Annotated in this window: 16 protein-coding genes and 1 tRNA gene; 12 read left to right on the plus strand and 5 right to left on the minus strand. The window is 66.0% G+C overall.

Going from position 1 to position 13,859, the window contains the following annotated elements; translation table 11 throughout:
* The first annotated feature begins 113 nt into the window (after positions 1-113).
* Complete coding sequence (locus tag QU44_RS10445) at positions 114-416, plus strand: hypothetical protein (RefSeq protein ID WP_231621707.1); 303 nt, start codon at positions 114-116, stop codon at positions 414-416.
* A 253-nt stretch (positions 417-669) separates the two neighbouring features.
* On the opposite strand, the gene QU44_RS10450 is transcribed toward QU44_RS10445, so the two are convergent.
* A tRNA-Gln gene (locus QU44_RS10450) sits at positions 670-743 on the minus strand.
* A 156-nt stretch (positions 744-899) separates the two neighbouring features.
* Between QU44_RS10450 and QU44_RS10455 the strand changes: the two genes are divergently transcribed.
* The 4 genes from QU44_RS10455 (at position 900) to QU44_RS10470 (ending at position 4,052) form a co-directional block, all read left to right on the plus strand.
* Complete coding sequence (locus QU44_RS10455; protein ID WP_081987977.1) at positions 900-1,946, plus strand: Ppx/GppA phosphatase family protein; 1,047 nt, start codon at positions 900-902, stop codon at positions 1,944-1,946.
* Positions 1,947-1,971: 25 nt separating this feature from the next.
* A complete protein-coding gene (locus QU44_RS10460; RefSeq protein ID WP_033922096.1) occupies positions 1,972-2,646 on the plus strand; it encodes an RlmE family RNA methyltransferase in 675 nt (224 codons plus the stop codon).
* Between the two features lie 213 nt (positions 2,647-2,859).
* The gene (locus tag QU44_RS10465) at positions 2,860-3,309 is read left to right on the plus strand and encodes a hypothetical protein (protein WP_052134678.1); all 450 of its coding nucleotides are present in this window, start codon (positions 2,860-2,862) and stop codon (positions 3,307-3,309) included.
* Positions 3,306-4,052, plus strand: a complete 747-nt coding sequence (locus QU44_RS10470; protein ID WP_033922097.1) for a TorF family putative porin — start codon at positions 3,306-3,308, stop codon at positions 4,050-4,052. The genes QU44_RS10465 and QU44_RS10470 overlap by 4 nt, the downstream gene beginning before the upstream one ends.
* A gap of 79 nt (positions 4,053-4,131) precedes the next feature.
* On the opposite strand, the gene rpoZ is transcribed toward QU44_RS10470, so the two are convergent.
* Positions 4,132-4,476, minus strand: a complete 345-nt coding sequence (gene rpoZ, locus QU44_RS10475) for a DNA-directed RNA polymerase subunit omega (protein WP_033922098.1) — start codon at positions 4,474-4,476, stop codon at positions 4,132-4,134.
* A 119-nt stretch (positions 4,477-4,595) separates the two neighbouring features.
* Between rpoZ and QU44_RS10480 the strand changes: the two genes are divergently transcribed.
* Positions 4,596-5,765, plus strand: coding sequence for a phospholipase D-like domain-containing protein (locus QU44_RS10480; RefSeq protein WP_033922099.1), 1,170 nt, complete (start codon positions 4,596-4,598; stop codon positions 5,763-5,765).
* A gap of 74 nt (positions 5,766-5,839) precedes the next feature.
* Positions 5,840-6,973, plus strand: a complete 1,134-nt coding sequence (hemW, locus tag QU44_RS10485; RefSeq protein WP_033922100.1) for a radical SAM family heme chaperone HemW — start codon at positions 5,840-5,842, stop codon at positions 6,971-6,973.
* Positions 6,974-7,128: 155 nt separating this feature from the next.
* Here the strand turns inward: hemW and QU44_RS10490 are convergent, their stop codons facing one another.
* A complete protein-coding gene (locus QU44_RS10490; protein WP_033922101.1) occupies positions 7,129-8,334 on the minus strand; it encodes a penicillin-binding protein activator in 1,206 nt (401 codons plus the stop codon).
* A gap of 12 nt (positions 8,335-8,346) precedes the next feature.
* On the opposite strand from QU44_RS10490, the gene rsmI reads away from it, so the two are divergent.
* From rsmI to QU44_RS10510, 4 genes are all read left to right on the plus strand, one after another.
* Positions 8,347-9,240, plus strand: a complete 894-nt coding sequence (rsmI, locus tag QU44_RS10495) for a 16S rRNA (cytidine(1402)-2'-O)-methyltransferase (RefSeq protein WP_033922102.1) — start codon at positions 8,347-8,349, stop codon at positions 9,238-9,240.
* Complete coding sequence (locus QU44_RS10500; RefSeq protein WP_052134679.1) at positions 9,233-9,631, plus strand: YraN family protein; 399 nt, start codon at positions 9,233-9,235, stop codon at positions 9,629-9,631. The genes rsmI and QU44_RS10500 overlap by 8 nt, the downstream gene beginning before the upstream one ends.
* Positions 9,632-9,758: 127 nt before the next feature.
* A complete protein-coding gene (gshB, locus tag QU44_RS10505) occupies positions 9,759-10,739 on the plus strand; it encodes a glutathione synthase (RefSeq protein WP_033922103.1) in 981 nt (326 codons plus the stop codon).
* The gene (locus QU44_RS10510; RefSeq protein WP_033922104.1) at positions 10,739-11,341 is read left to right on the plus strand and encodes a DedA family protein; all 603 of its coding nucleotides are present in this window, start codon (positions 10,739-10,741) and stop codon (positions 11,339-11,341) included. Before gshB ends, QU44_RS10510 begins: the two co-directional genes overlap by 1 nt.
* 18 nt (positions 11,342-11,359) lie before the next feature.
* Here QU44_RS10510 and QU44_RS10515 read toward each other — a convergent pair whose 3' ends face one another.
* Both QU44_RS10515 and fsa read right to left on the minus strand, forming a co-directional pair.
* A complete protein-coding gene (locus QU44_RS10515) occupies positions 11,360-12,241 on the minus strand; it encodes a tyrosine recombinase XerC (protein WP_033922105.1) in 882 nt (293 codons plus the stop codon).
* Positions 12,242-12,430: 189 nt separating this feature from the next.
* A complete protein-coding gene (gene fsa / locus QU44_RS10520) occupies positions 12,431-13,084 on the minus strand; it encodes a fructose-6-phosphate aldolase (RefSeq protein WP_033922106.1) in 654 nt (217 codons plus the stop codon).
* Positions 13,085-13,195: 111 nt separating this feature from the next.
* Between fsa and QU44_RS10525 the strand changes: the two genes are divergently transcribed.
* Positions 13,196-13,858: a DUF2490 domain-containing protein gene (locus QU44_RS10525; protein WP_033922107.1), complete on the plus strand. Its 663-nt coding sequence runs from the start codon at positions 13,196-13,198 to the stop codon at positions 13,856-13,858.
* Position 13,859 lies beyond the last annotated feature (1 nt).

Raw genomic sequence — 13,859 nt, forward strand, 5'->3', positions numbered from 1 at the left:
GATCACCGGGTTGATGGAGGTGCTCACCTTGCCAAAAAAGCCGCTGCTCTCAAGCTACTGAAGCAAATGAAGGTCACCAGAATAAAGGTAAGGGTGGTAAAGCCATGATTACTATGCAAATCGCGCGGATTATCGCGGACTTTGTAATATTCTTCGATCTCGCGGATGAAAACCTGTTGGATCCCGACGCCTCGATTACGATGATGGAGGGGTTGGGCGGCGACCTTCAGGCACTCGACAAGAAATTTCTTCGCGAGTTGATCGATGCCTTTGCGGTGATCGCAGCGGAATATAGCGGTGAAGCGCAGGAGGTGGTGCGCGACATCGCGTATAGTTTCTACCTCGAAGAGGCGCTCGCCGCGGACGATCCGGTGCGGCTGGCAGAGTTGGAAGCGATCCGCGACGCGAGGACTTGAACCCCACGCGCGGCAGCGGCGGCCGGGTGAAACGTCCTGCCCCCCTGCATGCCGCTTGAGCGCCCCTCACCTGCGCCACGGTCACCGCTGTCCTACAAGCTCCGGCGCTGATACGCTCCCCCAATGACCACCCGCGCGCCAAGCCCAGCCGGAATCGCGTTTCGACCCGGGGAAAAGGCGAACCGACGGGGTACGTAGTGTAGCTTTCCGCGCCTTCGGTTCGGCGCGGCACGTGCTGAACCAGTCAGCAAATTGGATGCCCCGCGAGGATTCGAACCTCGATTAACGGAGTCAGAGTCCGTAGTCTTACCATTAGACGACAGGGCAATCGAGCAGCGCACCTAACGGGGGCGGTTGCGGGGGTCAAGGGGGATTAGGCGGGACTCAGGCGCGCCTTGCTCCACCCGGCCACTTACGATAGCCTTGCCCTTAAGCACCGGCGGCTTTTTGCCGTGACGGATCAGAACATAAGTGAGTGACGGCATGGGGGAAGATTTCGCCCGACTGCCGCAGCGACGCGGCCAAAGCGCCGAGTTGTCGGCCAATACCAACCGTGCCAGCCGTCCGCGCTGGCCCGATGCGCGGCATTATGCCGCGCTCGATCTGGGCACCAATAATTGCCGGCTACTGATCGCCCGCCCGCAAGGGCCAGGCTTTGCCGTGGTCGATGCCTTTTCGCGAATCGTCCGGCTGGGCGAAGGGCTCGCCACCAGCGGCGAGTTGAGTGACGCCGCGATCGATCGGACGCTGGCGGCGCTGCGGATCTGCGCCGACAAATTGCGCAAGCGCAACGTATCGCTCGCGCGATCGGTGGCGACTGAGGCGTGCCGCCGCGCCACCAATGGCAGCGCGTTCATCGCCCGCGTCCGCGACGAAACCGGCATCATGCTCGACATCATCACCGCCGAAGAAGAAGCGCGGCTGGCGGTGCTCGGCTGTCACGCGCTGCTGGAGCCTGGCGACGGGCCGGCGCTGGTGTTCGACATTGGCGGCGGATCGACCGAATTGGTGCTGGTCGATACCCGCACCACGGTGCCGACGGTGATCGATTGGCACAGCGCGCCCTGGGGCGTGGTGTCGTTGACCGAGGCATCGGCGGCGGGGGCCGCGTCGGGCGAGAGCCTGGCGACCTTATATGCCCGGATGCGCGATCTGGTGACGACCAGCTTTGCGCCCTTTGCCGCGCGGGTCGGCATGCCGGTGGGAACGCCGCGGCTGCTGGGGACCAGCGGCACGGTGACGACGCTGGCGAGCGTCCATCTGGGGCTCAGCTCCTATGATCGCTCGGTGATCGACGGGCTGATCGTGCCGACCGGGGCGATGCGCGCGGTCAGCGCCCGGCTGGCGGGGCTCGACCTCAACGAGCGCGCGCAAGTGCCGTGCATCGGCCATGAGCGCGCCGATCTGGTGGTCGCGGGCTGCGCGATCCTCGAATCGATCCTAGACATCTGGCCCGCCGAGCGGCTGGGCATTGCCGATCGCGGTATTCGCGAGGGCATTTTGCGCCGGCTGATGCAGGGCGGCGCATGACCTACTCATCTATTGGAATTGTTCGATGACCCGCACTTTGGGCAGTCCCGGCCGCGTCCGGGTCAAGACGTCGAAAAAGCGTACCCCGCAATCGACCCGCTGGCTCGAGCGCCAGTTGAACGACCCCTATGTGAAAAAGGCCAAGGCCGAGGGCTATCGCAGCCGCGCGGCGTATAAGCTGATCGAACTCGACGAGAAGTTCGGGTTTTTGAAGGGCACCCGCCGCGTCGTCGATCTGGGGCTCGCGCCGGGTGGCTGGGCGCAAGTGGTGCGCCGCACGGTGCCGCAGGCGGCGGTGGTAGGTATTGATTTGCTGCCGGTCGATCCGATTGACGGGGTAACGATCCTGCAGATGGATTTCCTGAACGACGTCGCCCCCGAACGGCTGGTCGAGGCGCTGGGCGGCGAGGCCGATCTGGTGCTGTCGGACATGGCGGCGAACACCGTCGGCCACCCGCAGACCGACGCGCTTCGGACATCGGCGCTGGTAGAGGCGGCGCTCGCCTTCGCGATCGAGGTACTGCGCCCCGGCGGCACCTTCGTGTCCAAGGTGTTCGCGGGCGGCGGTGATTCGGCGATGGTGGTCGAAATGAAGCGCAACTTCACCAGCGTGAAGCACGCCAAGCCCCCCGCCAGCCGCAAGGGATCGGTCGAATGGTTCGTGGTGGCCAGCGGGTTCAAGGGGCGGCCAGCGCCATAGCGAAGCTATTGCGCGTCGCGGACCGCCCCCGGCCGGCGGGCCGAAGGACCCGACCGACGGCGCGGCTTTGCCGCGAAGGGCACCCACGCGGATCAGATTTCCCACCAAGTCCGGCAACAAAACCCGCCTCCGCCCGTTGTAATATTATTGCCCACGCTGAAGCGGGGAGCCCCACCGGTCGACACGAACCGGGACCATCGCAAGGAGCCTATCATGATCAACCTACTCACCGCCGGGCTGATGCTCGGCATGACGGCGGCTGTCTCGAGCGCCACCGTCGTCCACGAAACCCGCATCGACCATCACACCGGCCCGGTTCACGTGCGCTATAACGGCGCGGTGATGATCGAGCATAAGCAGATCGGCACCGTCGCACCCGGTGGCCGTCCCTCGACCCTGCGCTGCGCGTGGCAGGCGAACATGGCGGTGACTCGCGAAGCCAAGGCGACGCCGGGCACGCTGATGACCCGCCAGTTCGTGCGCGAAGACATCGCATCGGGCAGCCGCGCCGGCTGGTGCAGCAGCAACAAGGCCGCGATCGCCAAGGAAGTAGCCGCCCGCACCACCGAGCTGGATCGCCAGATCATCGAAGTCGCACAGGATGACCAGAATGTCCTACGCAGCGAACTCGATCGGCTACATGGAGCAGTGCGCGCGGGATGAACCACCAATATTGCAAAATCGCCATCGCCGCTTCGGCGGTGGCGTTCGTGAACGCCGCGCCGGCGATGGCGCAGGACCGTCCCTCGATCGGCTTCGAAGCAGCAACCGACGAAGCGCGCCGCGGGCTTAGCTGGAGCGAGGGGCGCGCGGCCGTGTCCGCCGATGCATCGGGAACGATCGGCCCGGTCGAGGCTTCGGCACGGGTGGTGACGCTGCGCGATTCGGTGCGGCATGACGGCGCATGGTCGGTCGCCGACCTGCGGCTTGGCACCGCGACCGACATCGGCGCAGTCCAGTTGCGCGCAGGCGCGACCGCGCATCTGTTCGCGGGGGCGCGATCGAAGATGGATTATGTCGAGTTGGGCGCTTCGGCCAGCTATACCTATGGCCCGGCGCAATTGACCGGCGGGGTCGAGCTGGCACCGTCGCAGGACGCGATCGGCGGCGGCAATGTCCATCTCTATGCCAATGCCGATGCCGGCATTCCCGGCACGCCGTTCACGCTGATCGCCGGGGTCGGCCATTCGTCGGGATCGGTGAACGATCCGATCCGCGCGCAGCGGCTGAGGCCCGTCGGCAGCTATGCGAATTGGCGGTTGGGGGTCGAGCACCGCCGGGGTCCGCTGACGCTGGGGCTCGATTATCTCGGCACCGACATCGACCGCGCCGATGCGTTCGGCCCGTTCGCCGATGCGCGCCATTCGGGCGATCGGCTGGTCGGTCGGGTGCGGTTCGCGCTGTAGGGCCAATCCGCGCCCAATAAAAAAGCCGCAGCAATGAAGCTGCGGCTTTTTTTGGTTCGCCAAAGGGTGGCCGGAGCCTTTAGCCCTCGTAGTCGCCGCCGACATTCTGGTTGCGCGGCGGGGCAGCGGCGGTGAGGCGAAGCGCCTCGGCCGATGCCGACAGCGAACCGATTTCATCGGGTGCCTCGTCATCGTCGATGATCACGCGCTGCAAGCTCGACACCACCGATTCCTGCAGGTGATCGGGCCGCACAGTTTGCTCGGCGATCTCGCGCAGCGCGACAACCGGGTTCTTGTCGCGGTCGCGGTCAACCGTCAATTCGGCACCGCCAGAAATCTGGCGCGCACGCTGGGCTGCCAGCAGGACCAGATCGAACCGGTTGGGGATCTTGTCGACGCAATCCTCGACAGTGACGCGCGCCATGAACGCTTCCTTCGCAAAACGATGGTGTAGGAATAAGCCATCCGCCTAGGCTTGGGCCGCGCGCAAGTCAAGATTTTCCGCCGGTTGCGCCGGCTCGCCCCAGGCAGCATGAGGGCGCGATGGACGAGCCGCCCCCGCAACCGACCTTTACCGTTGCCGACAACCGCCTGACCATGCTCGACACCGGCCCCCGCCGCTATCGCGGGCTGATCGATCTGATCGCGGGGGCGCAGCACAGCCTGCGGGTGCTGTACTATATCTATGAAGACGATGCCGCCGGGCATGCGGTGGGCGATGCGCTGGCGGCGGCGGCGGCGCGGGGGGTGGCGGTGTCGCTGCTCGTCGATGGCCTGGGCAGCGAAGCCGCGGCAGGGCGGCAGTTCTTCGATCACCTGGCCGACAGCGGCGTGCATGTCTGCCGCTTCATTCCGCGCTTCGGGCGGCGCTATCTGTTGCGCAACCACCAGAAATTCGCGCTGGCCGACGAAGCGCGGGTCATCATCGGCGGCTTCAATATCAAGACCGACTATTTTGCGCCGCCCGCCGATGACGCAGAGGCATGGCGCGATCTGGGGCTGTTGGTCGAAGGGCCGGCGGCAGCGCGGCTAGCGGGATATTTCGATTCGCTGCTGCGCTGGAGCGAGCGGCCAAAGGCGCCGATCCATGCCCTCAACCGGCTGCTGCGCGCGTGGAGCGAGGAAGAGGGCCAGGTGCGCTGGCTGCTCGGCGGGCCAACGCGGCGGCTGTCGCCCTGGGCGCGCGCGATCCGGCGCGAGCTCAAGCGCGGCCGCCATATCGACCTGATCGCCGCCTATTTCGCGCCGGGGCCGATGCTGCTGCGCAACCTGGGCAGGGCTGGACGACGCGGCGCGGTACGGCTCGTGCTGCCCGCGCGTACCGACAATTACATGGCGATCTGGGCCTCGCGCTTCACTTATGCCGGACTGCTTCGGCGGGGCGTGGCGATCCACGAATATCAGGCGACCAAGCTGCATAGCAAGCTGATCGCGATCGACGACGTGGTGCATATCGGATCGGCCAATTTCGACATGCGCAGCCTGTTTCTGAACATGGAACTGATGCTGCGGATCGACGATCCCGCCTTCGCGCGCCACGTCCACAGCTATGTCGATGGCGAGGTCGCGCAGTCGGAACTGATCACCCCGGCGCTCCACCGCCAGCGGATGACGATCGGCCGGCGGATCAGCCAGGCGATCGCCTATTTCATGATGGCGGTGGTCGACCCGGCGGTCAGCCGGTCGCTGCCATTCTGGGGCGAGAGGCAATAAAGGGCAGAAGCCTCCCCAAAGGCACATGTTCGCCGCCCCTCCCCTCAAACGGACAGGCGGTGTAGGGCGAGCGCATGGACTCCCTCGCGCTCTATATCCACTGGCCGTTTTGCGTTTCGAAATGCCCCTATTGCGATTTTAACAGCCATGTCCGCGACAGCGTCGACCAGGATCGCTGGCGCGCGGCATTGCTCGCCGACATGGCGCATGAGGCGGCGCTGCTTCCCGGACGCAAGGTCGGTTCGATCTTCTTCGGCGGCGGCACGCCCTCGCTGATGCCCCCCACCACCGTCGCCGCGCTGATCGAAGCCGCCGACCGGCATTGGGGACTGGAGCCTGCATGCGAGATCACGCTCGAGGCCAATCCCTCCTCGGTCGAGGCGGCGCGGTTCGCCGACATCGCCAGCGCCGGGGTCAATCGCGTGTCGCTGGGGCTGCAGGCGCTCGACGATCAGGCGCTGGCGTTTCTGGGTCGCGCGCATTCGGTCGACGAAGGGCTGGCGGCGCTGGCGACCGCGCAGGCAGCGTTCGCGCGGGTATCGTTCGACCTGATCTATGCCCGCCCTGGCCAATCGCTGGCGGCATGGGAGGCCGAACTCGCGCGCGCGATCGGCTTCGGCACCGAGCATCTGTCGCTGTACCAGCTCACGATCGAACCCGGCACGCGCTTCGCCACGCTGGCGGCCAAGGGCGACCTTATCATCCCCGGCGAAGACGACGCCGCCGACCTGTTCGAGTTAACACGAACGCAGACCGCGGCGGCAGGTCTGCCCGCCTATGAGATTTCAAACCACGCCCGCCCCGGTGCCGAAAGCCGCCACAACCTCACTTATTGGCGCTATCGCGACTATGCCGGCATCGGCCCCGGCGCGCATGGCCGGCGCGGTGGCCTCGCGACAGTACGGCACAAAAAGCCCGAAAACTGGCTGGCAGCAGTCGATCGCAACGCCCATGGTCTGTCGGCGGAAGACGCGCTGACCCCACATGAATCGGCCACCGAAGCGTTGGTGATGGGGCTTCGCATGGCCGAAGGCGTCGACCTGGCGCGAGTGGCGGCGCTGGCAGGCGGCGAAGCGCCGATCGACCGCAAGGCGCTATGGCTGTTGCAAGTGCAGGGGTTGGCGGTGCTCGACGGCGAACGCCTGCGCATCACCGAAACCGGCATGCCCGTGCTCGAAGCGATCCTGCGCGAGATCGTGACGAATTAGAGGTGGATGACTCTACGCTGATACACCAGCCCTCTCCTTCGTCATTCCCGCGAAGGCGGGAATCCATATGCCAGTGCAGTGGTTATGGATCCCCGCCTTCGCGGGAATGACGACGTAAATGCGCAAGGATCAATGCAGCATGAGCTAGTCTGGCTCTACCGCCCAAATGCTTTCGGCGCTTCGGACACCGTCACCGTCGCACCGGCGCGCACTTCGTTCACCTCCAGCGCGCGCTCGGCCACGCCGTCGCGACCGAAGCGGAACGGACCGTCGAGCCCGGCAAAACCATCACCATCGGTCAGCCGGCTGACCGGAAACGCCGTCCCCACGCGCCAGTCGCGCGCGATCCGCACCGTCAGCAACACCGCATCATAGCCCATGCTCGACAGACGATAGGGCGCGCTGTTGAACCGCGCACGATATTTGCCCGCATATTGGCGATACAGGTCGTTCGACACGCTGGCATACCACGCACCGTTCAGCGCGGCATTGCCGCCCACGCCCGAATCGGCATTCCACAATTCGGTGCCCAGCACGCGCGCGGTGCGCCCGCCTTCGCTGCGGCGAAGCACCGGCACTGCGCCAGCCGCCGTCTGCACGCCATCGGCGATCAGCACCGCCTGATAGGGCGAAGTCGCCGACAGCTTGGTGATCGCCGCCGAAATCGAGCGCGGGCTGCGATCGAAGGTCTGCAGCGACACCACTTGCCCGCCCGCATCCTCGACCGCGCGCAGGAAACTGGTCGATGCGCGCTGGCCGTACAGCCCGGTCGGGATCAGCCCGGCGAACTGGGTAACGCCCGATCGGCGCGCATGATCGACCACCCGCGCGATCGACTGCGCCGGGGTATAGCCCATCACGAACGCCCCATCGCCCGCGACATCGGTATCGTTCGAAAAGCTGATCAGCGGCACCCGCGCCGCGCGCGCGATCGGCGCGACCGCGCGAACGTCTTCGGCCAGCAACGGCCCCAGGATCAGCCGGTTGCCGTCACGGATCGCCGCCTGCGCCGCCGCCGCCGCGCCGCGCGCGGTGTCGTAATTGGTGATCCGCACCGCCTCGCTCTTGGTGTCGAGCAACGCAAGCTGGGTCGCATTGGCCAGGCTCTGGCCGACCCTCGCATTGGTGCCGGTCAACGGCACCAGCATCGCGATCCGGTGGCGTGCGTCGTCCTGCGGCAGCCCTGGCGTCACCGGCGCGGGGCGGGTCGGCGCAGGGCGATCGACCGGCGGCGGCTGTTGCCCCGGAGGCGCACCGCGCGGCACGACGCTCGCGCAGGCGCTCACCAGCATCGCGGTCGCAATCGTCGCGACGCGGAAAAATCCCATACCCCGTTGCCGGATGGTAACGCCGTCTGCCATGTGAGTCCCCTGATGCACGCCGAACTATTGCCCGGTCTCTATATCGTCGCCACCCCGATCGGCAATCTCGGCGACCTGTCGCCGCGCGCCGCGCATGTGCTTGGCAATGCCGCGATCATCGCGGTGGAAGACAGCCGAGTGACCGCCGGGCTGCTCCGCCATATCGGTGTCAAGCGCCCGATGATCCCCTATCACGATCACAATGCCGATGCCGTCCGCCCCGGGCTGATCGCGCGGATGGGCGGCGAAGTCGTCGCGTTGGTGTCCGACGCGGGCACCCCGCTGATCTCCGATCCGGGCTATAAATTGGTGCGCGATGCGCGCGCGGCGGGGCATCTGGTGGCGACGGTGCCCGGTCCTTGCGCGGCGGTGGCCGCACTGACGCTGGCTGGATTGCCGACCGACCGTTTCCTGTTCGTCGGCTTCTTGCCCTCCAAACAACAGGCGCGCGCCGAGGCGATCGCCGAAGTCGCCGGCATCCGCGCGACCCTGGTGCTGTACGAATCCGGCCCCCGCCTCGCTGCCTGCCTCACCGCGCTGGCGCAAGGACTTGGCGACCGCGAGGCAGGGGTGGCGCGCGAAATCACCAAGCGATTCGAGGAATGCGTCACCGGCACGCTGACCGAGCTGGCAGAGCGCTACGCCGATGCGCCCCCCAAGGGCGAGATCGTCGTCATCGTCGCCCCGCCCGGCGCACCCGAACCCGCGAGCGACGAGGATGGCGACGCCGCGCTGGCCGAAGCGCTCACCCGCCTGCCCGCGTCCAAGGCGGCAGGCGAAGTCGCCAAGCGGCTGGGCCTCGATCGCAAGGCACTATACGCACGAGCGATGGCGATGAAGTCCCCCTCCCGCCTGCGGGAGGGGCTAGGGGAGGGCCTGCCCGACGATGCCGAAGCGCATGACTGACAAGCCCTCCCCCGCCCCCTCCCGAAATCGGGAGGGGAGCGCCCTGCGCCGCGCCGCCGACCAACGCGGCCGCGATGGCGAAGCCGAAGCCGCCGCCTATCTCGCCACACAGGGCTGGACGATCCTCGACACCCGAATCCGCACCCCGGCAGGCGAAGTCGATCTCGTCGCGCGCCGCAGCAACCTCATCGCCTTTGTCGAAGTCAAAACCCGCGCCACCGCGTCAGGGCTGGACTTCGCGATCGACGAACGCCGCCTCGCCCGCGTCGCCGCTGCCGCCGAAATGCTGGCCGCCCGCTACCTCAAGTCCGGCGACGACATGCGCGTCGATGTCCTCCTGCTCGCCCCCGGCCATCCACCTCGCCATATCGAGAATGCCTGGATCGGGTGACTTTGGCGAACGGCACCCGTAAAGGGCCGTTCGGGCTGCGCTTGTCGAAGCCCGCCCGGCACCGTCCCCCGGCGCGCGGGCGGATAATTCAGGGCGCCCTTCAAGCTCGGGGCGAACGGAGATAGAAATGTCGCTTACCGTCGCAGTCCAGATGGATCCCCTGGCCGGCATCAACATCGCCGGCGATTCGACCTTTGCGCTGATGCTGACCGCACAGGCGCGCGGCCACCGGCTGTTCCACTATACCGCCGATGCGCTGAACTACGCCGATGGCCGGGTCTGGGCCAAAGCGCATCCGGTCACGGTGCGGCCCGAGCCGGGCAATCACTTCACCGCCGGCGACCCGGTGTCGCTGGACCTTGGCGAACAAGCCGATGTCGTGCTGATGCGGCAGGATCCGCCGTTCGACCTGGGCTATATCACCGCGACGCACCTGCTCGAGCGGATCGCCGACCGGACGTTGGTGGTCAACGATCCGGCGCAGGTCCGCAACGCGCCCGAAAAGGTGTTCGTCCTCGATTACGCGCCTTTCATGCCGCCCACGCTCGTCACCCGCAGCCTCGACGAAGCGCGCGCCTTCCTCGCCAAGCACGGCTCGGTCGTCGTCAAGCCGCTGCACGGCAATGGCGGCAAGGCGATCTTCAAGGTCGATGCCGATGGTCAGAACCTGTCGGCGTTGATCGAGGTGTTCAACATGACCTGGCCCGAGCCGCACATGGTCCAGGCGTTCCTTCCCGACGTCGCCAAGGGCGACAAGCGGATCGTGCTGGTCGATGGCGAGATCGCCGGCGCGATCAACCGCCTTCCCGGCGAAGGCGAAATCCGATCGAACCTGGCGGTCGGCGGCTCGGCTGAAGCGACCGAACTCACCCAGCGCGAACGCGAGATATGCGCCGAGCTAGGCCCCGAACTCAAGCGGCGCGGGCTGATCTTCGTCGGCATCGACGTGATCGGCGGCGAATGGCTGACCGAAATCAACGTCACCAGCCCCACCGGCATCGTCGCGATCGACCGGTTCAACGGCACCGACACCGCCGGACGCATCTGGGACGCGATCGACGCGCGCCTGGCCGCCCGCGCAGCAGCAACCACTAGCGGAAACCAGTAATGACCGAACGCCTGCTCGACCTTATCGAAGCCTGGGGATATATCGGCATCGCCATCGCGATGTTCCTCGAAAACGTGTTTCCGCCGATCCCGTCAGAGGTCATCATGGGGCTCACCGGCATGGCGATCGCTGATGGCCGGCTCGGCTTTGCCGAAGCGGTGATCGCGGGCACGGTGGGTGCGGTCGCGGGCAATTATGTCTGGTACCAGATCGGCCGCGTGGTCGGGTATCAACGCTTCAAGCCACTGATCGATCGCTGGGGCCGCTGGCTGACGCTCGACTGGGCCGAGGTCGAAAAGATCAAGAACATCTTCGTGCGCTACGACAGCGTGATCGTGTTCTGGGCGCGCTTCCTGCCCACCGTGCGCACGATGATCTCGCTGCCTGCCGGCATGATGAAGATGTCACCGCTCAAATTCATCTGGTGGACGACCTTGGGCAGCGGCATCTGGAACTGTGTGCTGATCGGCGCGGGCTATATTCTCAAGCAGGAATTCAGCCAGTTCGAGGAATATTACGGCCCGGTATCGATCGTCATGATCGTCGCGATCGTCGTGCTGTACCTGTATCGCGTGGCGACCTGGAAGCCCAACCAGCCCTAAATGCCCCTGGCAGGGGAACTAGGCACGCGGGTGGGCATTGCGATACACGTCCATCAGATGCGCCGCATCGACCGCAGTATAGACCTGCGTCGAACTGAGGCTCGCATGCCCGAGCAGCTCCTGCAGCGAGCGAAGATCGGCCCCCCGCCCCAGCAGATGCGTGGCGAAGCTGTGCCGCAACGCATGCGGTGTCGTCCGGTCCGAAAGCCCCAGCCGCACCCGCGCCTTGCGCACCGCAACCCGAACCATCCCCGCCGACAGCCCCCCCCCCTTCGCCCCGCGAAACAGCGGCAGCCCGCGCGCGGTGGCATAGGGGCAGGCAGCGACATAGGCGGTGATCGCATCGCGCACTTGCGGCAACAGCGGCACCATCCGCGTCTTGGCGCGCTTGCCGGTGACGACCAGCGTATCGCCCAGCGGCAGCACCGCGCCGGTCAGCCCCATCGCCTCGCCGATCCGCAGGCCCGCGCCATACAGGAGCATCAGCACCGCGAAATCGCGCGCGCCGATCCACGGTTCGCTGGCGTCCTCCTCGACCTCTTCGGCGAGCGCCACGGCTTCATCGGGGGCGATCGGGCGCGGGACACCCTTCTTGACGCGCGGCCCCTTGATCCGGGGTTCGGCGACCCCGGCAAAGTTCAGAAAAGCGCGCACCGCGGACAATTCGCGCGCGGTCGATGCGTTGGTCAGCCCCTCACCCCGCCGCATCGCCAGGAACGCGCGCAGATCGGCGGTGCTGATCCGGCCAAGCGCGGCGGCGTCGACCGCCTCACCCCAATGCGATTGCAGGAACGCGATCAGCCGAACCGCCGTCGCTTCATAAGCGCGCACCGTATGCACCGATCGCCGCCGATCGCGGGCAAGATGCTGGGCAAAAGCCAGGGGGAGCGGGATGGACATGGCGGATATGGTACTAAACCCGAAGGCTTATGTCGCTCCCCACCCCGTCACCCCGGCCTCGAGCCGGGGTCCAGAGCCCAACGGGGTATGCCGTCAGGGAAAGGCCAAGCCGACGCCCGCGACGTCACCGCCAGCCCCCCCGGTGCCCCCCCCCGGCACAAGGCCGGGGTGACAGGCAAGCCCCTCGGCTCAGCCGATCTTCTGCCCGGTCTTCGCCCAATCGGCCAGGAAGCCCTCGATCCCCTTGTCGGTCAGCGGATGCTTGACCAACTGGCGGATCACCGATGGCGGCGCGGTCATCACATCGGCACCGATCCGCGCGCTCTCGAGCACATGAATCGGATGGCGGACGCTGGCGACCAGGATTTCGGTTTCAAAAGCATAGTTGTCGTAGATCAGCCGGATGTCGCCGATCAGCTGCATGCCATCGAAGCCGTTATCGTCATGCCGGCCGACGAACGGCGAAATAAAGGTCGCCCCAGCCTTTGCCGCCAACAGCGCCTGATTCGCCGAAAAGCAGAGCGTCACATTCACCATCGTGCCGTCATCGGTCAGCGACTTGCAGGTCTTCAGCCCGTCGATCGTCAGCGGCACCTTGACCGCGACATTGCCCGCGATCTTACGCAAGATTTCGGCCTCGCGCATCATCCCGACATAATCGAGCGCGACGACTTCGGCCGATACCGGACCATCGACGATGCTGCAGATTTCGGTGACGACTTCGATGAAGTCGCGCCCTGCCTTGTGGATCAGCGAAGGATTGGTGGTCACGCCATCGAGCAAGCCGGCTTCGGCCAGGTCGCGGATGTCGTTTACGTCGGCGGTGTCGGCGAAGAATTTCATGGCTGCGGCATTCCCGATTTCGATTGAGCGATGGGGGTGGCCGCATTAGGCGACCGGCCACGCGCTCATATCGCCTGTGACGGTGAGCGTACACCCTGGAAACCCAATGCGATGCGAAGCCTGATCGTTCCTTTGCTGTTGTTCGCGGCACCCGCCGCCGCGCAGGAGCATGACGCGCAAGTCTGGATCATGACCTCGGCGCAACTGCCGATCGAGGATGATCTAAAGCTGGAGATCGATACCTCGGTGCGCTTTTCGAATGCCGATGGCGGTCTCTACGAATCGCTTCAGGCACTGTATGTCACCCACACATTGCCAGGCGATGTGGCAATATCCTGGGGCTATCAGCGCAACGAATCCGAAACCGATGGGCCAAAAAGGCTTGAGGACCGGCTGCGCCAGCGAATTATCGTGCCGATCGCGACCATCGGTGGCAGCGAGCTGCGCTTCCAGTTTCAGACCGAGCAGCGCTTCCGCCACGAAAGCGACCAAATCCAATATCGCGCCCGCCCGCGCATCAACCTCACGGTGCCACTGCGCGATGGGCGCGGCCCGCAACTTGCCGTCAGCCACGAAAGCTTCTTTGCCACGCGCGCCGAATGGAACCTCCAGCGCGGCTGGGCCAGGATGCGCAACCAGGTGGGGTTTCGGGTGCCGGTGGCCAAATCGCTTCGGCTGGAGCTGGCATATCTGAACCAGTATGAGCCGCGCCACAATCGCCGCGCCACGATGGATCATATCGCCTTCGTGCAATTGCTATGGTCGCCGGACTGAC

It is taken from the genome of Sphingomonas sp. 37zxx, from assembly GCF_000786205.1.
In the GTDB taxonomy this organism is placed as follows: Bacteria; Pseudomonadota; Alphaproteobacteria; order Sphingomonadales; family Sphingomonadaceae; genus Sphingomonas.